We start from the raw sequence: 22,351 nt of genomic DNA on the forward strand, positions 1-22,351 counted from the left end.
TATTTTCCATGAATTAATGAAATATAATTATGGACAGAGGCGGTGCTGGTGTCAGTTGGCAATGCACAACATCAGGTAATGATTATAAACAACCGGATGATCGTACTGATTCTGCAAAAAATGGGCGATGCTGGCATGGTACAGTCAGACAGTTGGATGCGCCGCTCGCCTATGTCCGGGAGAGTAACGGATTTTATGCTGCTTCTGACGCTTGCTCTACTGACCATCCACCAAGACATTCAATAAAACCTGTGCATGCTTTCAAAGCTCTCATCACACCAGAAAAAATAGATTACATGATGAAGATATCTACTCATTATGGTGATCATTATGATGGTAAAAAACACTGTCAATTTGCCCTTTCAATCAAACACTACACTTCAGCGTCAAAACGACCTCTGAATCATAGTGAACAACGCCAACTGATACCCTTGTTGCACGATTTTAAAGCAACACCCGGGTGGACCTGGCGAAGTCTGACGACGACGTTTCATTCATTTACTTCAGCGGGGGTTTTTACTTCTCATACATACACGGAAGAGTGGGTTAAGAAAACTCAAGCTGTTTTACTGTCCACTTTACTTGATCAAGTAATACTTAATTGCAGCCAAACACTTGAAGCCAGAGATCTTGATGTACACGGTATCAATAACCTGCTGTGGTCGGTAGCGAAACTGGTGGACAACGGGCTGGAGCTGGAGAAAACACCGAAGCTCAAAAAGGCTGTTGCCGCACTGTTGACCCATGTTAAAGCCAAAGCCAAATCACCAGAAGAGAGAGAACACTTTATTCCTCAGCATATCGCCAACCTGCTGTGGTCTGTTGCGAAACTGGTGGACAACGGGCTGGAGCCGGATAAGGGACTGATGCTCAGAGAGGTTATGGCCGCACTGTTGCCCCATGTGGAGGCCAGAGCTAAATCAAAAGAAGAGAGAGACCACTTTATTCCTCAGCATATCAGCATCCTGCTGTGGGCCCTGGCGAAATTGGTGGACAAGGGGGTGGAGAAGACTCCAAAGCTCAAAGGGACCGTGGCCGTGCTGTTGCCTCATGTGAAAACCACAGCCGAATCAAAAGAAGAGAAAGAGCACTTTACCGCTCAAGGGATCGCCAACCAGCTGTGGGCCCTGGCGAAACTGGTGGAGAACGGACTGGAGCTGGAGAAGGTACCGAAGCTCAAAGAGGTTGTGGCTGTACTGTTGCCCCATGTGAAAACCAAGGCTGAATCAAAACAAGAGAAAGACCACTTTATTCCTCAGCAGATCGCCAACCAGCTGTGGGCCCTGGCGAAACTGGTGGAGAACGGGCTGGAGCTGGAGAGCACTCCGAAGCTCAAAGAGGCGGTGGCCGCGCTGTTGCCCCATGTGAAAACCAAAGCCGTATCAAAAGCAGAGAAAGACCACTTCAACACTCAAGCTACCGCCAACCTGATGTGGGCCCTGGCGAAACTGGTGGAGAACGGGCTGGAGAAGACAGCGAAGCTCAAAGAGGCCCTGGCTGCGCTGTTGCACCATGTGAAAGCCAAAGCCGAAGCAAAAGAAGAGAAAGGCCACTTCAACACTCAAGCTACCGCCAACCTGCTGTGGGCCTTGGCAAAACTGGTGGAGAACGGGCTGGAGCTGGAGAAGACAGCGCAGCTAAAAGAGGCCCTGGCTGCGCTGTTGCACCATGTGAAAGCCAAAGCCGAAGCAAAAGAAGAGAAAGGCCACTTCAACACTCAAGCTACCGCCAACCTGCTGTGGGCCGTGGCAAAACTGGTGGAGAACGGGCTGGAGCTGGAGAAGACAGCGAAGCTCAAAGAGGCCCTGGCCGCGCTGTTGCGCCATGTGAAAGCCAAAGCCGAATCAAAAGAAGAGAAAGACCACTTTAACACTCAAGCTACCGCCAACCTGCTGTGGGCCGTGGCAAAACTGGTGGACAACGGGCTGGAGAAGACAGCGAAGCTCAAAGAGGCCGTGGCCGTGCTGTTGCACCATGTGAAAGCCAAAGCCGAATCAAAAGAAGAGAAAGACCACTTTAACTCTCAAGCTACCGCCAACCTGCTGTGGGCCGTGGCAAAACTGGTGGACAACGGATTGGAGCTGGAGAAGACAGCGCAGCTCAAAGAGGTTGTGGCCGTGTTATTGCCCCATGTGAAAGTCAAAGCCGAATCAAAAGAAGAGAAAGACCACTTCAAGCCACAGGAAGTCGCCAGCCTGTTGTGGGCTGTGGCGAAACTGGTAGACAACGGGCTGGAACTGGAGAAGACACCCAGGCTTAAAGAGGCCGTGGCCTGGTTGTTGCCCTATGTGAAAACCTACGCCGAATCAAAAAAAGAGAAAGACCACTTCAGCGCAAAAGAGACCGCCAACGTGCTGTGGGCCTTGGCGAAACTGGTAGACAACGGACTGGAGCTGGAGAAGACACCGAAGCTGAAAGAGGCCGTGGTTGCGCTGTTGCCCCATGTGACAACCAAAGCCGAATCATTAGAAGAGACAGACCCCTTCACTCCTCAGCATATCGCCAACCAGCTGTGGGCCGTGGCAAAACTGGTGGACAACGGGCTGGAGCTGGAAAAGACAGCGAAGCTCAAAGAGGCCCTGGCTGCGCTGTTGCGCCATGTGAAAGCCAAAGCCGAATCAAAAGAAGAGAAAGACCAATTCAAGTCACAGGAAGTCGCCAACATGATATGGGCTGTGGCAAAACTGGGTGAGGCTATTGAGCTGAACGTGGTTAAATTCACGTTAGCTTCCCTTGTCGGCAAAATCAGCGAAAACACCCCGCTCTCTCAGCAAGGTAGATGGATGTCTCTGTGGGGAGTTATGGCATTCTGTGCCAGATTTTATCTGACCTACGGTAAAAATAATAAAAACTCACTTGAAAAGCACATGGGTGAACTATTTTCTTGCCTGGGAAATACACCCACCGGCAATACCGAGGATCCATCCATTATTGCCATGGTCGCCAGTTGGTTGGGGAGAGCCTGTCCGGTGGTTCCCCATTACCAGACAACCACTTCACAATCACAATCCATTTTTTGCGGTCAACTCCGATCAAGCCTTCCCTCTTTGAAGATTGAAGAAGAGACGAGTCTGAACTCATTGCCTCCGGTTGACCTGCTACTGCCAGATTACAACATGGTGATCGACGTTCAGGGGCCTTCCCATTACGTGGGTGGTGATTTCAAAACCAGGAATGGTTCGACTTTGTTGAAAATCGCCCTATATAAAAAATTAGGATTTGAGTTTATTGAAATACCGGTGAACAAGCTTGATAACCAGTATTCAATACAAAGAGTTATTGAGCAAATAAAGACAAAGTTAGCCAACTCGTCAGAGGTCCATGGTCCTGTGTCACCTGACAGCCGCGAGTGGGATGCAGGTGAGGCATACTTTACTGCCGATGAAGGATGGCAATTTTCCGATGACTGTTATTTTACCGCTGAAGAATATTTAGAAGAGCAAATAATAAATAAACCAAAAAAGAGAAAAAGGAAGAGAAAAAAAGCCAGTAAAACTAATGCCTGTTGACGCAGTGGAGTAGTCTACATTTTATGTTTCCCATGAATTAATGAAATATAATTATGGACAGCGCTGGTATAAGTTGGACATGCACAACATCAGGTAATGATTATAATCAACCGGATGATCATACCGGTGCTTCAGGAAGTGGGCGATACAGGTATGGCAAAGTGAGGCGGACGAATACTTCACTTCCCTATATCCCGGAGCGTCATGAATTTTATCCTGCTGCTAACGCCTGTTCTGCTCACCATCCACCGGGACATTCAATAAAACCTGTTCAGGATTTTAAGGCTCTCGTCACACAAGCAACAATGGATGACCTGGTGAGGACATCCACTCAATATGGTGATCGCTATAATGGGAAAAAACACAGTCAATTTGCCTGTTCAATCAAACAATACACATCAAGGTCAAAAAGACCATTAAATCGTAGTGAACAATGCCAACTGATACCATTGTTGCACGCTTTTAAAGTGACACCCGGGTGGCCTTGGCAAAGCCTGACGACAACGGTTCATTCATTTACGTCAGCGGGTGTTTTTACCCCTCATAAATACCTGAATGAGAGACATAAGGAGGCTCAGGCAGCTTTATTGTCCACGTTACTTGATGCAGTAATCGTTAAGTGCCAGCAAAAACCTGAAGCCAGGGATATTGATGCCCAAGGTACCGCCAACTTGCTGTGGGCCCTGGCAAAAATGGTTGGTAACGGGCTGGGGCTGGAGAAAACACCGAAGCTCAAAGAGGCCGTGGCCGCGCTGTTGCCCCTGGTGAAAATCAAAGCCGAATCAAAAGAGGGGAAAGATCACTTTATTCCTCAGCATATCGCCAACCAGCTGTGGGCAGTGGCAAAATTGGTAGATAACGGGCTGGAGCTGGAGAAGACACCGAAGCTGAAAGAGGTCGTGGCCGCGCTGTTGCTCCATGTGAAAACGAAAGCCAAATCAAAAGAAGAGAAAGACCACTTCCGCTCTCAAGGTACCGCCAACCTGCTGTGGGCTCTGGCGAAACTGGTCGAAAACGGGCTGGATCTGGAGAAGACAACGCAGCTAAAAGAGGCCGTAGCCGCGCTGTTGCACCATGTGAAAAACAAAGCTGAATCAAAAGAAGAGAAGGACCACTTCAAGCCACAGGAAGTCACCAACCTGCTTTGGGCCGTGGCGAAACTGTTGGACAATGGTCTGAAGAAGACACCGACGTTCAGAGAGGCCGTGGCCACGCTGCTGGCCAATGTGAAAACCAAAGCCGAATCAAAAGCAGAGAAAGACCACTTTATTCCTCAGCATATCACCAACCTGATGTGGGCCGTGGCAAGATTAGTGGACAATGGGCTGGCGCTGGATAAAACACCCAAGCTCAAAGAGGCCGTGGCCGCGCTGCTACCCCATGTGAAAACCAAAGCCGAATCAAAAGCAGAGAAAGACCACTTTATTCCTCAGCATATTGCTAACCTGCTGTGGGCCGTGGCAAAACTGGTGGACAACGGGCTGGAGAAGACAACGCAGCTAAAAGAGGCCGTGGCCGCGCTGTTACCCCATGTGAAAACCAAAGCCGAATCAAAAGCAGAGAAAGACCACTTTATTCCTCAGCATATTGCTAACCTGCTGTGGGCCGTGGCAAAACTGGTGGACAACGGGCTGGAGAAGACAGTGCAGCTAAAAGAGGCCGTGGCCGCGCTGCTACCCCATGTGAAAACCAAAGCCGAATCAAAAGCAGAGAAAGACCACTTTATTCCTCAGCATATTGCTAACCTGCTGTGGGCCGTGGCAAAACTGGTGGAGAATGGGCTGGAGCTGGAGAAGACAGCGAAGCTCAAAAAGGCCCTGGCCGCGCTGTTGCGCCATGTGCAAGCCAAAGCCGAATCAAAAGAAGGGAAAGGCCACTTTATTCCTCAGAATATCGCTAACCTGCTGTGGGCCGTGGCAAAACTGGTGGACAACGGGCTGGAGAAGACAGCGAAGCTCAAAGAGGCCGTGGCCGTGCTGTTGCACCATGTGAAAGCCAAAGCCGAATCAAAAGAAGAGAAAGACCACTTTAACACTCAAGCTACCGCCAACCTGCTGTGGGCCGTGGCAAAACTGGTGGACAACGGATTGGAGCTGGAGAAGACAGCGCAGCTCAAAGAGGTTGTGGCCGTGTTGTTGCCCCATGTGAAAGTCAAAGCCGAATCAAAAGAAGAGAAAGACCACTTCAAGCCACAGGAAGTCGCCAGCCTGTTGTGGGCTGTGGCGAAACTGGTAGACAACGGGCTGGAACTGGAGAAGACACCCAGGCTTAAAGAGGCCGTGGCCTGGTTGTTGCCCTATGTGAAAACCTACGCCGAATCAAAAGAAGAGAAAGACCGCTTCAGCGCAAAAGAGACCGCCAACGTGCTGTGGGCCGTGGCGAAACTGGTAGACAACGGACTGGAGCTAGAGAAGACACCGAAGCTGAAAGAGGCCGTGGTTGCGCTGTTGCCCCATGTGACAACCAAAGCCGAATCATTAGAAGAGACAGACCACTTCACTCCTCAGCATATCGCCAACCAGCTGTGGGCCGTGGCAAAACTGGTGGACAACGGGCTGGAGCTGGAGAAGACAGCGAAGCTCAAAGAGGCCCTGGCCGCGCTGTTGCGCCATGTGAAAGCCAAAGCCGAATCAAAAGAAGAGAAAAACCAATTCAAGCCACAGGAAGTCGCCAACATGATGTGGGCCGTGGCAAAACTGGGTGAGGCTATTGAGCTTAACGTGGTTAAATCAATGTTAGATTCCCTTGTTGGCAAAATCGGCGAAAACCACCGGCTCTCTCAGCAAAGTAGATGGATGTCTTTGTGGGGAGTCATGGCATTCTGTGCCAGATTTTATCTGACCTACGGTAAAAATAATAAAAACTCGCTTGAAAAGCATATAGGTGAACTCTTTTCTCGCCTGGGAAATACACCCACCGGCAATACCGGGGATCCATCCATTATTGCCATGGTCACAAGTTGGCTGGGGATAGCGTGTCCGGTGGTTCCCTTTTACGAGACAATCATTTCACAATCCCAATCCACCTTTTGCGATCAACTGCGATCAAGCCTTCCGTCTTTGAAGATTGAAGAAGAAAAGAGTCTGAACTCATTACCTCCGGTTGACCTGCTACTGCCAAATTACAACATGGTGCTCGACGTTCAGGGACCCTCCCATTACGTGGGTGGTGATTTCAAAACCAGGAATGGTTCGACTTTGTTGAAAATCGCTCTGCTGAAAAAATTAGGATTTGAGGTCATTGAAATCCCGGTGAACAAGCTTGGGAACCAGAAGTCAAGGAAAAGAGTTATTGAGCAGATAAAGATAAAATTAGCCGACCCGCCGGAGGCTTATGACTCTGTGTTACATAACAGCAGCGAGGGGTCAGCAGATGAGGCATACGTTACTGCCGATGAAGGAGGGCAATTTTCAGATAGCTGTTATTTTACCGCTGAAGAATATTTAGAAGAGCAAACAAAGAAACCAAAAAAAGAGAAAAAGGAAGAGAAAAAAGCCAGTAAAAACTACTGCCTGATGACACTGTAGAATAGTCTACTTTTTATATTTCCCATGAATTAATGAAATATAATGATGGACAGAGGTGGTGCTGGTATCAGTTGGCAATGCGCAACATCAGGTAATGATTATCAACAACCGGATGATCGTACCGATTCTGCAAAGAGTGGGCGATACTGGCATGGCTCAGTCAGACAGGTGAATGCGCCACTCGCCTATATCCAGAAGCGTAATGAGTATCGTGCTTCTGACGGCTTTTCTGCTAACCATGCAAAAAAACACTCAATAAAACCTGTTCATGATTTTAATGCTCTCATCACACAAGAAAGAATGGATTACCTGCTGAGCATATCTGCTCGTTATAGCGATCGCTATGATGGTAAAAAACACAGTCAATTTGCCACTGTAATCAAACAATACACTTCAGCGTCAAGACGACCTTTGCATCATAGTGAACAACGCCAACTGATACCATTGTTGCACAATTTTAAAGCTACCTCCGGGTGGACTTGGCGAAGCCTCACGACAACGCTTCATTCATTTACATCAGCGGGTGTTTTTACCCCTCATAAGTACATGAGTGAGGGAAGTAAGGAAACTCAGAAAGCTCTATTGTCAACTTTACTTGTTGCAGTAATACGTAAGTGCAACCAAAAAACTGAAACCAGTGATATTGATGCGCAAGGTAGCACCAACCTGCTGTGGGCCGTGGCGAAACTGGTGGACAACGGGCTGGAGCTGGAAAAGACACCCAGGCTCAAAGAGGCTGTGGCCGCACTGTTGCCCAAGGTGAAAACCAAAGCCGAATCAAAAGAAGAAGAGAAAGACCATTTTACCCCTCAGCATATCGCCAACCTGCTGTGGGCAGTGGCGAAATTGGTAGACAACGGGCTGGAGCTGGAGAAAACACCGAAGCTCAACGAGGCAGTAGCTGCGCTGCTGCCCCATGTGAAAACCAAAGCCGAATCAATAGAAGGGAAAGATCACTTCAACACTCAAGGTACTGCCAACCTGCTGTGGGCCATGGCAAAAATGGTGGACAATGGGCTGGAGAAAACACCGAAGCTCAACGAGGCGGTAGCCGCGCTGTTGCCCCATGTAAAAACCAAAGCCGAATCAAAAGAAGAGAAAGACCACTTCAATCCACAGGAAGTCGCCAACCTGGTGTGGGCCGTGGCGAAACTGGTGGACAATGGGCTGAAGCTAAAGAAGATATCGAAGCTCAACGAGGTTATCGCCGCGCTGTTTTCCCAGGTAAAAACCAAAGCCGAATCAAAAGAAGAGAAAGACCACTTCAATCCACAGGAAGTCACCAACTTGCTGTGGGCCGTGGCGAAACTGGTGGATAACGGGCTGGAACTGGAGAGGACACCGAAGCTCAACGAGGCGGTAGCCGCGCTGTTGCCCCATGTAAAAACCAAAGCCGAATCAAAAGAAGAGAAAGACCTCTTCAAGCCACAGGAAGTCGCCAACCTGGTGTGGGCCGTGGCGAAACTGGTGGACAATGGGCTGGAGCTGAAGAAGATATCGAAGCTCAACGAGGCTGTGACCACGCTGTTGCCCTATGTGACAACCAAAGCCGAATTAACAGAAGAAAAAGACCACTTCAAGCCACAGGAAGTCGCCAACCTGATGTGGGCCGTGGCGAAACTGGTGGACAATGGACTGGCGCTGATGAAGGCACCGAAGCTCAAAGAGTCCGTGGCCGCGCTGTTGTCCCATGTGAAAACCAAAGCCGAATCAACAGCAGAGAAAGACCACTTCAAGCCACAGGAAGTCGCCAACCTGCTGTGGGCCCTGGCAAAACTGGTGGATAATGGTTTGGAGCTGGAGAACACAGCAATGCTCAAAGAGGCCGTGGCCGCGCTGCTGCTCGATGTGAAAACCAAAGCCGAATCAAAAGAAGAGAAAGACCACTTTAACACTCAAGGTATCGCCAACCTGCTGTGGGCCTTGGCAAAACTGGTGGACAACGGGCTGGAGCTCGAGAAGACAGCGAAGCTCAAAGAGACCCTGGCCGTGCTGTTGTACCATGTAAAAACCAAAGCCGAATCAACAGAAGAGAGAGATCACTTCAATACTCAAGGTACCGTCAACCTGCTGTGGGCCATGGCAAAACTGGGTGAGGCCATTGAGCTGAACCTGGTTAAATCTATGTTCAATTCTCTTGCCGACAGAGTCAGTGAAAACCCTCAGCTCTCTCAGCAAGATATATCAATCTTTCTCTGGGGATTCATGGTATTCTGTGCCAGGTTTTATCTGTACTTTGGTAGAGATAATAAAAACCCGCTTGAAAAGCACATAGGTGAACTGTTTTCTCGCCTTGAAAATACATCCCCAAGCAATAATATAGAGGATCTTTCCATCATTGCCATGGCCGCCAGTTGGCTTGGTAGAGCATGTCCGGTGGTGCCCCATTACCAGACAATCATTTCACAATCTCAATCCACCTTCTGCGAGCAACTCCGATCGAGCCTTCCGTCTGTGAAGATTGAAGAAGAAAAGAGTCTGAACTCACTACCTCCGGTTGACCTGCTACTGCCAGATTACAACACGGTGATCGACGTTCAGGGACCTTATCATTACGTGAGTGGTGATTTCAAAATCAGGAATGGTTCGACTTTGCTGAAAATAGCCCTGCTGAAAAAATCAGGATTTGAGGTCATTGAAATCCCGGTGAACAAGCTTGATCACCAGGATTCAATGAAAATAGTTATTGAGCGAATAAAGGCAAAGTTAGCCCTGCCAGAGGCTCATGGCTCTGTGTCATTTAGCAGCGGCGACTGGGCGGCAGATGAGGCATATTTTACTGCTGATGAAGGAGGGCAATTTTCAGATAACTGTTATTTTACCGCTGAAGAATATTTAGAAGAGCAAATAAATAAACCCAAAAAGAGAAAAAGGAAGAGAAAAAAGCCAGTAAAAACTGCTACCTGTTGATGTCGTAGAGTAGTCTATATTTTATTTTTCCATGAATTAATGAAATATAATGATGGACAGAGGCGGTGCTGGTATCAGTTGGCAATGCACAACATCAGGTAATGATTATAATCAACCAGATGATTGTACCGATTCATCAAAGAGTGGGGGATACTGGCATGGCCCAGTCAGACAGGTGAATGCGCCACTCGCCTATATCCAGAAGCGTAACGAGTATCGTGCTTCTGACAGCTTTTCTGCTAACCATGCAAAAAAACACTCAATAAAACCTGTTCATGATTTTAATGCTCTCATCACACAAGAAAGAATGGATTACCTGCTGAGCATATCTGCTCGTTATAGCGATCGCTATGATGGTAAAAAACACAGTCAATTTGCCACTGTAATCAAACAATACACTTCAGCGTCAAGACGACCTTTGCATCATAGTGAACAACGCCAACTGATACCATTGTTGCACAATTTTAAAGCTACCTCCGGGTGGACTTGGCGAAGCCTCACGACAACGCTTCATTCATTTACATCAGCGGGTGTTTTTACCCCTCATAAGTACATGAGTGAGGGAAGTAAGGAAACTCAGAAAGCTCTATTGTCAACTTTACTTGTTGCAGTAATACGTAAGTGCAACCAAAAAACTGAAACCAGTGATATTGATGCGCAAGGTAGCACCAACCTGCTGTGGGCCGTGGCGAAACTGGTGGACAACGGGCTGGAGCTGGAAAAGACACCCAGGCTCAAAGAGGCTGTGGCCGCACTGTTGCCCAAGGTGAAAACCAAAGCCGAATCAAAAGAGGTGAAAGACCACTTTATCCCTCAGCACATCTCCAACCTGCTGTGGGCCGTGGCGAAATTGGTAGACAACGGGCTAGAGATAACACCAAAGCTCAAAGGTGCTGTAGCCGCGCTGTTGCCCTACGTGACAACCAACGCCGAATCAAAAGAAGATAAAGACCACTTCAAACCACAGGAAGTCGTCAATTTGCTGTGGGCTCTGGCAAAACTGGTGGGCAACGGTCTGGAGCTGGAGAATGCAGCGCAGCTTAAAGAGGCCGTGGCCGCGCTGTTGCTCCGGGTAAAAACCAAAGCCGAATCAAAAGAAGATAAAGAAGATAAAGACCACTTCAAGCCACAGCACCTCGCCAACTTACTATGGGCCTTGGCAAAACTGGTGGACAACGGTCTGGAGCTGGAGAATGCAGTGCAGCTCAAAGAGGCCTTGGTTGCTCTGCTGCCCCGGGTGAAAACCAAAGCTGAATCAACAGAAGAGCAAGACCACTTCAAGCCACAGGACCTCACCAACCTGCTGTGGGCCCTGGCAAAACTGGTAGACAATGGGCTGGCGCTGAGGAAGGCACCGAAGCTCAAAGAGTCCGTGGCCGCGTTGTTGCCCCTTGTGAAAACCAAAGCCGAATCAACAGCAGAGAAAGACCGCTTGAAACCACAGGAAGTCGCCAATTTGCTGTGGGCCTTGGCGAAACTGGTGGACAATGGGTTGGAGCTGGAGAAGACCGCAACCCTCAAAGAGGCCATGGCCGCGCTGCTGCTCGATGTGAAAACCAAAGCCGAATCAAAAGAAGAGAAAGACCTCTTTATTCCTCAGCATATCGCCAACCTGCTGTGGGCCGTGGCAACCTTGGTGGGTAACGGGCTGGAGCTGGAGAAGACACCGAAGCTGAAAGAGGCCATGGCCGCGCTGCTGCTCGATGTGAAAACCAAAGCCGAATCAAAAGAAGAGAAAGACCTCTTTATTCCTCAGCATATCGCCAGCCTGCTGTGGTCTGTGGCGAAACTGGGTGAGGCCATTGAGCTGAACCTGGTTAAATCTATGTTCGATTCTCTTGCCAACAGAATCAGTGAACACCCTCAGCTCTCTCAGCAAGATATATCAATGGCTCTCTGGGGAGTCATGGTATTCAGTGCCAGGTATTATCTGTACTTCGGTGATGATAATAAAAACACCCTTGAAAAGCACATAGATGAACTGTTTTCTCGCCTTGAAAGTCCATCCCCGTGCAATACAGAGTTTCCATTCATCACTGTCATGGCTGCAAGTTGGCTTGGGAGGGCTTGTCCAGTGGGCCCCCATTACCAGACAATCACTTCCCAATCTCAAGCCATCTTACGCGATCAGCTCCAGTCAAGCCTTCCGTCTTTGAAGATTAAAGAAGAACAGAGTCTGAACTCATTACCCCCGGTTGACCTGCAACTGCCAGATTACAACGTGGTGATCGACGTTCAGGGACCTTCTCACTACGTGAGTGGTGATTTCAAAACCAGGAATGGTTCGACTTTATTGAAAGTCGCTCTGCTGAAAAGATTAGGATTTGAGGTTATTGAAATACCGGTGGACAAGCTTTGGAAGCAGGATTCAATGACAAGAGTTATTGAGCAAATAAAGACAAAGTTAGCCGTCTCGCCAGAGACTCATGGTCCTGTGTCACCTGACAGCAACGAATGGGTGGTAGATGAGGCATATTTTACTGCTGATGAAGGAGGGCAATTTTCAGATAACTGTTATGTTACCGCTGAAGAATATTTAGAAGAGCAAATAAATAAACCCAAAAAGAGAAAAAGGAAGAGAAAAAAGCCAGTAAAAACTGCTGTCTGTTGATGCCGTAGAGTAGTCTACATTTTATATTTCCCATGAATTAATGAAATATAATTATGGACAAAGGCGGTGCTGGTATAAGTTGGGCATGCACAACATCAGGTAATGATTATCATCAACCGGATGAGCATACCGGTGCTTCAGGGAGTGGGCGGTACAGGCATGGCACAGTGCGGTGGACGAATACTCCACTGCCCTATATTCCGAAGCGTCATGTATTTTATCGTGCCTCTGACGCCTGCTCTGCTAACCATCCACCAAGACATGCAATAAAACCGGTTCAGGATTTTAATGCTCTTATAACACAAGAAAGAATGGATTACCTGGTGAGGATATCTGCTCATTATGGTGATCGCTATGATGGGAAAAAACACTGTCAATTTGCCTGTTCAATCAAACAATACACATTAAGGTCAAAAAGACCATTAAATCAAACTGAACAACACCAACTGATAACATTGTTGCACGATTTTAAAGCGACATCCGGGTGGCCCTGGCGAAGCCTGACGACGACGCTTCATGCATTTACATCAGCGGGTGTTTTTACCCCACATAAGTACATGAATGAGAGAGGCAAGGAGGCTCAGGCTGCTTTTTTGTCAACGTTACTTGATGCAGTAATACTTAAGTGCAATCAAGAACCTGACGCCATGGGTATTGATACCCAGGGTACGGCCAATCTGCTGTGGGCCCTGGCAAAAATGGTGAGCAACGGGCTTGAGCTGGAGACGACACCGAAGCTCAAAGAAGCTGTCGCCGCGCTGTTGCCCCTTGTGAAAACCAAAGCCGAATCAATAGAAGAGAAAGACCACTTTAATCCACAGGAAATCACCAATCTGCTATGGGCTGTGGCGAAACTGTTGGACAACGGGCTGGTACTGGAAAAGATACCAAAGCTCAAAGAGACCGTGGTCGCGCTGTTGTCCCATGTGAAAACCAAAGCCAAATCGCAAGAAGGGAACGATCACTTCAACACTCAAGGTACTGCCAACCTGCTGTGGGCCGTGGCAAAAATGGTGGACAATGGGCTGGATAAAACACCAAAGCTCAACGAGGCGGTAGCCGCGCTGTTGCTCCTGGTAAAAACCAAAGCCGAATCAAAAGAAGAGAAAGACCACTTCAAGCCACAGGAAGTCGCCAACCTGCTGTGGGCCATGGCGAAACTGGTGGACAATGGGCTGGATAAAACACCAAAGCTCAACGAGGCGGTAGCCGCGCTGTTGCCCCTGGTAAAAACCAAGGCCGAATCAAAAGAAGAGAGAGACCACGTCAACCCTCAAGTTACTGCTAACCAGCTGTGGGCCACGGCAAAACTGGTGGACAATGGACTGGGGAAAACGCCGCAGCTCAAAGAGGCGGTAGCCGCGCTGTTGCCCCTGGTAAAAACCAAAGCCGAATCAAAAGAAGAGAAAGACCACTTCACTTCACAGGAAGTCGCCAACCTGCTGTGGGCCATGGCGAAACTGGTGGACAACGGGCTGGCGCTGGAGAAGACAGCGAAGCTCAAAGAGGCCGTCGCTGCACTGTTGCCCCATGTGAAAACCAGAAAGTCAAAAGGCTACTTCAAGCCACAGGAAGTGGCAAACCTGCTGTGGGCCCTGGCGAAACTGGTGGACAACGGGCTGGAGTTTGAGAGAACACCGCGGCTCAAAGAGGCTGTTGCTGCGCTGTTTCCCCGAGTGAAAACCAAAGCCGAATCAAAAGAAGAGCGAGACCAGTTCAATCCACAGGAAACCGTCAATCTGATGTGGGCCGTGGCGAAACTGGTGGACAACGGACTGGAGCTGGAGACGACACTGGAGCTTAAAGAGACCGTGGACATACTTTTGTCCTGTGTAAAAACCAGGGCTGAATTAAAACAAGAGAAAATCCACTTTATCCCTCAACACATCAACAACCTGCTGTGGGCCGTGGCGAAACTGGTGGACAATGGGCTGGAGCTGGAGAAGACAGCGAAGCTCAAAGAGACTGTGGCCGCGCTGTTGCCCCATGTGAAAACTATGGCCGAATCAACACAAGAGAAAGACCGCTTTATTCCTCAGCATATCGCTAACCTGCTGTGGGCTTTGGCGAAACTGGTCGAAAACGGGTTGGAGCTGGAGAAGGCACCAACGCTCAAAGAGGCCGTCAACACGCTGTTGCCCCTGGTGAAAACGATGGTCGAATCAAAAGAAGCGAGAGACCACTTCAAGCCACAGGAAGTTGCCAATCTACTGTGGGCTCTGGCGAAACTGGTAGACAATGGTCTGGAGCTGGAGAAAACACCGAAGTTGAAAGAGGCCGTGGCCGCGCTGTTGCTCCGGGTGAAAACCAGAGTTGAATCAAAAGAAGAGAAAGACTACTTCAACACTCAAGCTATCGCTAACATGCTGTGGGCTGTGGTGAAACTGTTGGAGCATGGGCTGGAGCTGGAGAAGGCACTAAAGCTCACAGAGGCGGCAGCCGTGCTGCTACCCAATCTGAAAACCAAAGCCGAGTCAACAGAAGAGAAAGGCCAATTTATTCCTCAGCATATTGCCAACCTGGTGTGGGCCGTGGCGAAACTGGTGGACAATGGGCTGGCACTGGAGACGACACCAATGCTCAAAGAGGCCATGGCCGCGCTGTTGCCCCACGTGAAAACCAAAACCGAATCAACAGAAGAGAAAGACCACTTTAAGCCACAGGAAGTCACCAACCTGGTGTGGGCCCTGGCGAAACTGGTGGACAACGGGCTGGAACTGGAGAAGGTGGCAAAGCTCAAAGAGGCCGTGGTCGCGCTGTTGCCCCATGTGAAAACCAAAGCCCAATCAAAAGAAGAGAAAGACCACTTTATCCCTCAGCATATCGCCAACCTGTTGTGGGCCGTGGCCAAACTGGGTGAGGCCATTGAGCTGAAGCTGGTTAAATCTACGTTCGATTCTCTTGCCTGCAGACTCAGTGAAAACCCTCAGTTCTCTCAGTCAAATATATCGGTCTCACTCTGGGGAGTCATGGTATTCTGTGCCAGGTATTATCTGTACTTCGGTGACGATAATAAAAACGCCCTTGAAAAGTACATAGATAAACTGTTTTCTCGTCTGGAAAGTCTACCCCCGAGCAATACAGAGTTTTCATGCATCGCTGCCATGGCCGCAAGTTGGCTTGGAAGAGCGTGTTCGGTGGCCCCCCATTACGAGACAACCACTTCACAATCTCAATCCAACTTACGCGATCAACTCCAGTCAAGCTTTCCGTCTTTACAGATTGAAGAAGAAAAGAGTCTGAACTCGCTACCTCCGGTTGACCTGCTACTGCCAGATTACAACATGGTGATCGACGTTCAGGGACCTTCTCATTACGTGTGTGGTGATTTCAAAACCAGGAATGGTTCAACTTTATTGAAAGTCGCCCTGCTGAAAAAATTAGGATTTGAGGTCATTGAAATCCCGGTGAATAAGATAAATAACCAGGATTCAATGAAAAGAGTTATTGAGCAAATAAAGATAAAGTTAGCCGTCTCGCCAGAGTCCCATGGTCTTGTGTTACGTAGCAGTGGTGAGGAGGCAGCAGATGAGGCATATTTTACTGCCGATGAAGGATGGCAGTTATCAGATGACTGTTATTTTACCGCTGAAGAGTATTTAGAAGAGCAAATAAATAAACCAAAAAAGAGAAAAAGGAAGAGAAAAAAGCCAGTAAAAACTAGCACGTTTATGAAATATCCGGGCTAAAGCCTGTTGATGCCGTGGAGTAGTCTACATTTTATATTTCCCATGAATTAATGAAATATAATTATGGACAGCGGCAGTGCTGGTATAAGTTGGAAATGCACAACATCAGGTAATGATTATAATCAGCCGGATGATCATACCGGTGCTTCAGGAAGTGGGCGATACAGGTATGGCACAGTGAGGCGCACGAACGCACCACTTCCCTATATCCCGGAGCGTCATGAATTTTATCCTGCTTCTGACGCCTGCTCTGCTCACCATCCACCAGGACATTCAATAAAACCGGTTCAGGATTTTAAGGCTCTCGTCACACAAGCAACAATGGATGACCTGGTGAGGACATCCACTCAATATGGTGATCGCTGTAATGGGAGAAAACACAGTCAATTTGCCTGTTCAATCAAACAATACACATCAAGGTCAAAAAGACCATTAAATCGTAGTGAACAATGTCAACTGATACCATTGTTGCACGCTTTTAAAGCGACACCCGGATGGCTCTGGCGAAGCCTGACGACAACGGTTCATGCATTTACGTCAGCGGGTGTTTTTACCCCTCATCAATACCTGAATGAGAAAAGTAAGGACGCTCAGGCAGCTTTATTGTCAACGTTACTTGATGCAGTAATCGTTAAGTGCAAGCAAAAACCTGAAGCCCGGGATATTAATGCCCAAGGTACCGCCAACCTGCTGTGGGCCCTGGCAAAAATGGTTGGTAACGGGCTGGAGCTGAAGAAAACACCGAAGCTCAAAGAGGCCGTGGTCGCGCTGTTGCCCCTGGTGAAAATCAAAGCCGAATCACAAGAGGGGAAAGACTTCTATATTCCTCAGCATATCGCCAACCTGCTGTGGGCAGTGGCAAAATTGGTAGATAACGGGCTGGAGCTGGAAAAGACACCGAAGCTCAAAGAAGTTGTGGTCGCGCTGTTGCTCCCTGTCAAAACGAAAGCCGAATCAAAAGAAGAGAAAGACCACTTCCGCTCTCAAGGTACCGCCAACCTGCTGTGGGCTCTGGCGAAACTGGTCGAAAACGGGCTGGATCTGGAGAAGACAGCGCCGCTATATGAGGCCGTAGCCGCGCTGTTGCCCCTGATGAAAAGCAAAGCTGGATCAACAGAAGAGACAGACCACTTCAAACCACAGGAAGTCGCCAACCTGCTGTGGGCCATGGCGAAACTGTTGGACAATGGTCTGAAGAATACACTGACGTTCAGAGAGGCCGTGGCCGCTCTGCTGGCCAGTGTGAAAACCAAAGCCAAATCAAAAGAAGAGAAAGACCACTTTATTCCTCAGCATATCAGCAACCTGCTGTGGGCCGTGGCAAGATTGGTGGACAACGGGCTGGAGCTGGAGAAAACACCGAAGCTCAAAGAGGTTGTAGTCGCACTGTTGCCCCATGTGAAGGCCAAAGCCGAATCAAAAGAAGAGAAAGACCGCTTCAACACTCAAGCTGCCATCAACCTGCTGTGGGCTCTGGCAAAACTGGTGGACAACGGGCTGGAGAAGACAGGGCCGCTAAACGAGGCCTTGGCCGTGCTGTTGCCCCATGTGAAAACCAAAGCCGAATCAAAAGAAAAGAAAGATTACTTCAACACTCAAGGTATTGCCAACCTGCTGTGGGCTGTGGCGAAACTGGTGGACAGTGGGTTGGAGTCAGAGCAGGTACCAAAGCTCACCGAGGTGGTAGCCGCGCTGTTACCCCATGTGAAAACCAAAGCCAAAGAACCGAAAAACCACTTTATTCCTCAGCATATAGTCAATCTACTGTGGGCCTTGGCAAAATTGGTGGACATCGGGCTGGAGCTGGAGAAGACAGCGATCTTCAAAGAGGCTCTGGCCGCACTTTTGTACCATGTGAAAACCAAAGCTGAATCAAAAGACGAGAGAGACCACTTCAATGCTCAAGGTCTCGCCAACCTGGTGTGGGCCCTGGCGAAATTGGGGGACATCGGGCTGGAGCTGGAGAAGACAGCGAAGCTCAAAGAGACTTTGACCGCGCTGTTGTACCGGGTAAAAACCAAAGCCGAAGCAAAAGAAGAGAGAGACTGCTTCATTCCTCAAGGTATCAGCAACCTGCTGTGGGCCCTGGCCAAACTGGGTGAAGCCATTGAGCTGAACCTGATTAAATCTACCCTGGATGCTCTGGTCGCCAGAATCAGTGAAACCCCACAGCTTTCCCAGCAAAATATATGGATGCCTCTCTGGGGAGTCATGGTATTCTGTGCCAGGTTTGATCTGTGCTTTGGTAGAAATAATAAAAACCCGCTTGAAAAGCACATAGGTGAACTGTTTTCTCGCCTGGAAAGTACATTCCCGGACGATTTAGTGGCGCAAACCGTCATGGTCATGGCCGCCAGTTGGCTTGGGAGACCGTGTGCGATGACCCCCTATTACCAGACAAACATTTCACAATCTCAAATCACCTTGCGCGAGCAACTCCAGTCAAGCCTTCCGTCGTTGCAGATTGAAGAAGAGAAGAGTCTGAACTCATTACCTCCGGTTGACTTGCTACTGCCAGATTACAACATTGTGATCGACGTTCAGGGACCTTATCATTATGTGAGTGGTGATTTCAAAACCAGGAACGGTGCAACGTTGCTGAAAGTCGCGCTGCTGCAAAAATTAGGATTCGAAGTCATTGAAATCCCGGTGCACAAGCTTTGGAATAAGGATTCAATGAAAAGAGTTATTGAGCAAATAACGACAAAATTAGCCGTCCAGCCGGAGGCTCATGGTTCGGTATTACACAGTAGCGAGGGAGTGGCCGATGAGGCATACGTTACTGCTGATGAAGGAGGGCTATTTTCAGATGGCGGTTATGCTACTGCCGAAGAATATTCAGAAGAGCAAATAAATAGACCAAAAAAGAGAAAAAGGAGGAGAAAGAGAGCCAATAAACGATTCTCTTCCAACATGACTTAAGAACCAGTTTGACATTCTGCTGGAGATGTACTTTCTTTTTTATTACGCATTAATACATGGCAGCTAATTGGTACGTTCGTATTAAAGGGGGATGTAAAATGGATAAGGCAATAAGCATTGTGCTCAGTGGGATAAATGCTGCCCCCTCAAAGGAGCAAATGCCTGCGCAAGTTCAAAAACGAGACCCGCTGCATTTCGGAGATCACCAGGTTAAAGCGTTGAAAGCCTATATTGATGGTATGCATGCCCCAAAATTTACCACTTATGTCGGACGTGGTGTTGAAAATTTCAATTCACGTCGAGAAGCATTAGATTCCGGCACACAGTTAACCTCCGGACAAATTCGCGCTATCACGAAGACAATGAAGAATGCTATCAGGCATTTCGAGCATTACCTTTCCAAGGATTACATTGAACCCAACTATGATCTTAATGAAACAACTAATGAAGAAGTGAAAGAATTTGTAGCAGGTGCGATGGAGGAGGTTGCTGCTGATATCAACAAACTTAAAGCTCTTAAAAAGAGATAAGTTTAGTATTATTTTGAAATCTCCAATCCAGTTATTTTTTGAATCATTAATAGAATATATAATCCTCAGCCCCGGCTTGTCTGCCGTGGGTTTCTATTCTGTGAGCAACAATGAGCAACAATCTTTCAGCTTTTGCCCGCTATCGTGGCGAACTTGGTGAATTAATGTATTTGGCCGGGCCTATCATGGGGGCCCAACTGGCAACCACCGGTATGTCATTTGTCGACACCAGTATGGCCGGGCAATATTCAGCCCTGGATCTGGCTTCTATTGCCATTGGCTCCAGTACCTGGGTGCCGGTCTACCTGTTAATCCGTGGCATATTAATGGCCATTACGCCCACGGTTGCCCATCTGTACGGTGCAGGTCAAACCGGAGAGATTGCAGCTCAGGTGCGTCAGGGGTTATGGATTGCCCTGCTGATGAGCCTGTTGGCCCTGGGTTTTATTTACCAATCCGATGTCGTATTGCAATGGTTGCAGGTTGGGCCTGCGATGGCGGGTAAAACGCTGGAGTATCTGAAAGCGCTGGCCTGGGGCATTCCGGCGATTTGTTTATTCCAGGCGCTTAACTGCTACTGCGAAGGAATGGGTAAAACCAAGCCCGGCATGGTGTTCAGTTTTATTGCCCTGGCTCTGAATATTCCGCTGAACTATGTACTGATTTATGGCAAGTTCGGGTTGCCGGAGCTGGGCGGCGTTGGCTGTGGTTATGCGACAGCCGTTTGCTTCTGGGCCATGTTCCTGATGATGGCGGCATACACGATGCTGGCTCAGCAACATCGCAAAATTGGCCTGTTTGACCAGTGGGACTGGCCTGGTCTGAGCATTATTTCCGGCCTGCTAACGCTGGGCGTGCCTATCGGTCTGGCCATTTTCTTTGAAGCCAGTATCTTTTCGGTGGTGGCTCTGCTGATTGGTAAATTAGGTGCCATCGTGGTAGCAGGGCATCAGATTGCCCTTAATTTTACCTCACTGACCTTTATGGTGCCGTTGAGTCTTTCCATGGGGCTGACCATTCGTGTCGGGCAGGCACTGGGTGCCGGTAAAACTGCGCAGGCCGCCTACTCCAGCTACGCGGGTATTGTCACGACTCTGGTCAGTGCCACCCTCAGTGCTGCCGTGATGTTGTTTCTGCCAGGGGTGGTGACCTCAATCTATACACAGAACACAGAAGTGGCCATTCTGGCTGCTCAGCTGCTGGTTTATGCGGCACTGTTCCAATACGCTGATGGTATTCAGATTGCTGCTATTGGTGCGCTTCGTGGCTATAAAGATACCCGGGTGCCCATGGCGATGATTCTGTTTGCCTGCTGGGGGGTGGCGTTACCCCTGGGCTATATTCTCGGGCTGACCGACTGGATTGTGGCACCAATGGGGCCTCATGGCTTATGGATTGGTCTGGTGAGTGCATTGACCATGAATGCTATCCTTTTGACCTTGCGTCTGCGTGCCATTATTCGGCATCGGGTGTCTGCCGCTGATAACATGGCTATATCATGAGCATCAGGTGTCTATTGTGAGAGAGGGCGACGCTCTTTTATAATGCTGCCCTTTTATAACCTTCTTTCTGGTCTGCGCGTCAGGCCAGGTTAAATCGTCGCTGTGCGAGTGAACTCATGAGTAAAACGAAAGTACTTACAGGTATTACAACTACTGGAACACCACACCTGGGTAACTACGTAGGGGCTATCAAGCCTGCCATTGAGGAAAGCTGGCGTGACGATATTGCTTCATACTACTTTCTGGCGGACTATCACGCCCTGATCAAAGGCCGTGACCCCAAGCGAATCCATCAGTCTACCCTCGAGATTGCCGCTACCTGGCTGGCACTGGGGCTGGATACGGACCGTGTCACCTTCTACCGTCAGTCAGACATTCCGGAAATTGCCGAGCTGAACTGGATTCTGGGTTGTATGACCGCCAAAGGCCTGATGAACCGAGCCCATGCTTACAAGGCAGCGGTACAGGCTAATGAAGAAGCCGGAGAGCAGGACCCGGACAAGGGCGTGACCATGGGGCTGTTCTGCTATCCGGTGCTGATGGCGGCGGATATTCTTATGTTCAATGCCCATAAGGTGCCGGTGGGGCGTGATCAGGTCCAGCATATTGAGATGGCCCGGGATATTGCCGGTCGTATGAATCATCATTACCAGACCCGGTTCGTTTTGCCGGAAGCGGTCGTGGGTGAAACCACGGCAGTGCTGAATGGTCTTGATGGTCGTAAAATGAGCAAAAGCTACGATAATACCATCCCGCTTTTTGTCCCCGAAAAGAAGCTGCTGAAGCTGGTTCGCAAGATCAAAACCAACTCACTGGAGCCGGGTGAGCCGAAAGACCCGGATACCTGCACGCTTTTCCAGATCTACTCGGCATTTGCCGATGCTACTCAGATTGAGGTAAAACGTCAGCAATACGCCGATGGTGCTGGCTGGGGCGATCTGAAAAATGAGCTGTTTGAATTTCTGAATGCTCACTTGCAAGCTCCCCGGGAACGTTATAATGCGTTGATTGAAGATCCTGCATTTATCGAAAAAGAGTTGCTGAAAGGGGCTGAGAAGGCCAGGGCCGAAGCCGCTTCTGTGCTGACGTCTATTCGTCAAGCCGTAGGCCTCAAGCCGCTGGCATAATATTCCGCAGTCGTCTTAACGTTT

At 48.9% G+C, this 22,351-nt stretch carries 9 protein-coding genes; all 9 read left to right on the forward strand.

Annotated elements, in window-relative coordinates; translation table 11 throughout:
* Positions 1-29 precede the first annotated feature (29 nt).
* The 9 genes from O3276_RS17700 (at position 30) to O3276_RS17740 (ending at position 22,327) form a co-directional block, all read left to right on the forward strand.
* Entirely contained in the window at positions 30-3,509 is a 3,480-nt protein-coding gene (locus tag O3276_RS17700) for an RAP domain-containing protein (RefSeq protein ID WP_269672525.1), read from the forward strand.
* 53 nt (positions 3,510-3,562) lie between these two features.
* Entirely contained in the window at positions 3,563-7,036 is a 3,474-nt protein-coding gene (locus tag O3276_RS17705) for a DUF1601 domain-containing protein (protein WP_269672526.1), read from the forward strand.
* Positions 7,037-7,078: 42 nt separating this feature from the next.
* On the forward strand, positions 7,079-9,946 hold the full coding sequence (locus tag O3276_RS17710) for a DUF1601 domain-containing protein (protein WP_269672527.1): 2,868 nt from the start codon (positions 7,079-7,081) through the stop codon (positions 9,944-9,946).
* Between the two features lie 49 nt (positions 9,947-9,995).
* Positions 9,996-12,557, forward strand: a complete 2,562-nt coding sequence (locus O3276_RS17715) for an RAP domain-containing protein (protein WP_269672528.1) — start codon at positions 9,996-9,998, stop codon at positions 12,555-12,557.
* Positions 12,558-12,610: 53 nt separating this feature from the next.
* Positions 12,611-16,246, forward strand: a complete 3,636-nt coding sequence (locus O3276_RS17720; RefSeq protein WP_269672529.1) for a DUF1601 domain-containing protein — start codon at positions 12,611-12,613, stop codon at positions 16,244-16,246.
* Positions 16,247-16,309: 63 nt separating this feature from the next.
* Positions 16,310-19,168 carry an RAP domain-containing protein gene (locus tag O3276_RS17725; RefSeq protein WP_269672530.1) on the forward strand — a complete coding sequence of 953 codons (2,859 nt, stop codon included), beginning with the start codon at positions 16,310-16,312 and terminating at the stop codon, positions 19,166-19,168.
* Between the two features lie 98 nt (positions 19,169-19,266).
* Positions 19,267-19,698, forward strand: coding sequence for a hypothetical protein (locus tag O3276_RS17730; RefSeq protein WP_269672531.1), 432 nt, complete (start codon positions 19,267-19,269; stop codon positions 19,696-19,698).
* Positions 19,699-19,808: 110 nt separating this feature from the next.
* On the forward strand, positions 19,809-21,200 hold the full coding sequence (locus tag O3276_RS17735) for an MATE family efflux transporter (RefSeq protein WP_269672532.1): 1,392 nt from the start codon (positions 19,809-19,811) through the stop codon (positions 21,198-21,200).
* A gap of 116 nt (positions 21,201-21,316) precedes the next feature.
* Positions 21,317-22,327, forward strand: coding sequence for a tryptophan--tRNA ligase (locus tag O3276_RS17740; RefSeq protein ID WP_269672533.1), 1,011 nt, complete (start codon positions 21,317-21,319; stop codon positions 22,325-22,327).
* The last annotated feature ends 24 nt before the right edge of the window (positions 22,328-22,351 follow it).

It is taken from the genome of Endozoicomonas sp. GU-1 (genome assembly GCF_027366395.1).
Lineage (GTDB): Bacteria > Pseudomonadota > Gammaproteobacteria > Pseudomonadales > Endozoicomonadaceae > Endozoicomonas.

Bases quoted from the DNA above. Each gene is read 5' to 3' on its own strand.
- O3276_RS17700 (WP_269672525.1), top strand. From the start codon at position 30: ATGGACAGAGGCGGTGCTGGTGTCAGTTGGCAATGCACAACATCAGGT.
- O3276_RS17705 (WP_269672526.1), top strand. From the start codon at position 3,563: ATGGACAGCGCTGGTATAAGTTGGACATGCACAACATCAGGTAATGAT.
- O3276_RS17710 (WP_269672527.1), top strand. From the start codon at position 7,079: ATGATGGACAGAGGTGGTGCTGGTATCAGTTGGCAATGCGCAACATCA.
- O3276_RS17715 (WP_269672528.1), top strand. From the start codon at position 9,996: ATGATGGACAGAGGCGGTGCTGGTATCAGTTGGCAATGCACAACATCA.
- O3276_RS17720 (WP_269672529.1), top strand. From the start codon at position 12,611: ATGGACAAAGGCGGTGCTGGTATAAGTTGGGCATGCACAACATCAGGT.
- O3276_RS17725 (WP_269672530.1), top strand. From the start codon at position 16,310: ATGGACAGCGGCAGTGCTGGTATAAGTTGGAAATGCACAACATCAGGT.
- O3276_RS17730 (WP_269672531.1), top strand. From the start codon at position 19,267: ATGGATAAGGCAATAAGCATTGTGCTCAGTGGGATAAATGCTGCCCCC.
- O3276_RS17735 (WP_269672532.1), top strand. From the start codon at position 19,809: ATGAGCAACAATCTTTCAGCTTTTGCCCGCTATCGTGGCGAACTTGGT.
- O3276_RS17740 (WP_269672533.1), top strand. From the start codon at position 21,317: ATGAGTAAAACGAAAGTACTTACAGGTATTACAACTACTGGAACACCA.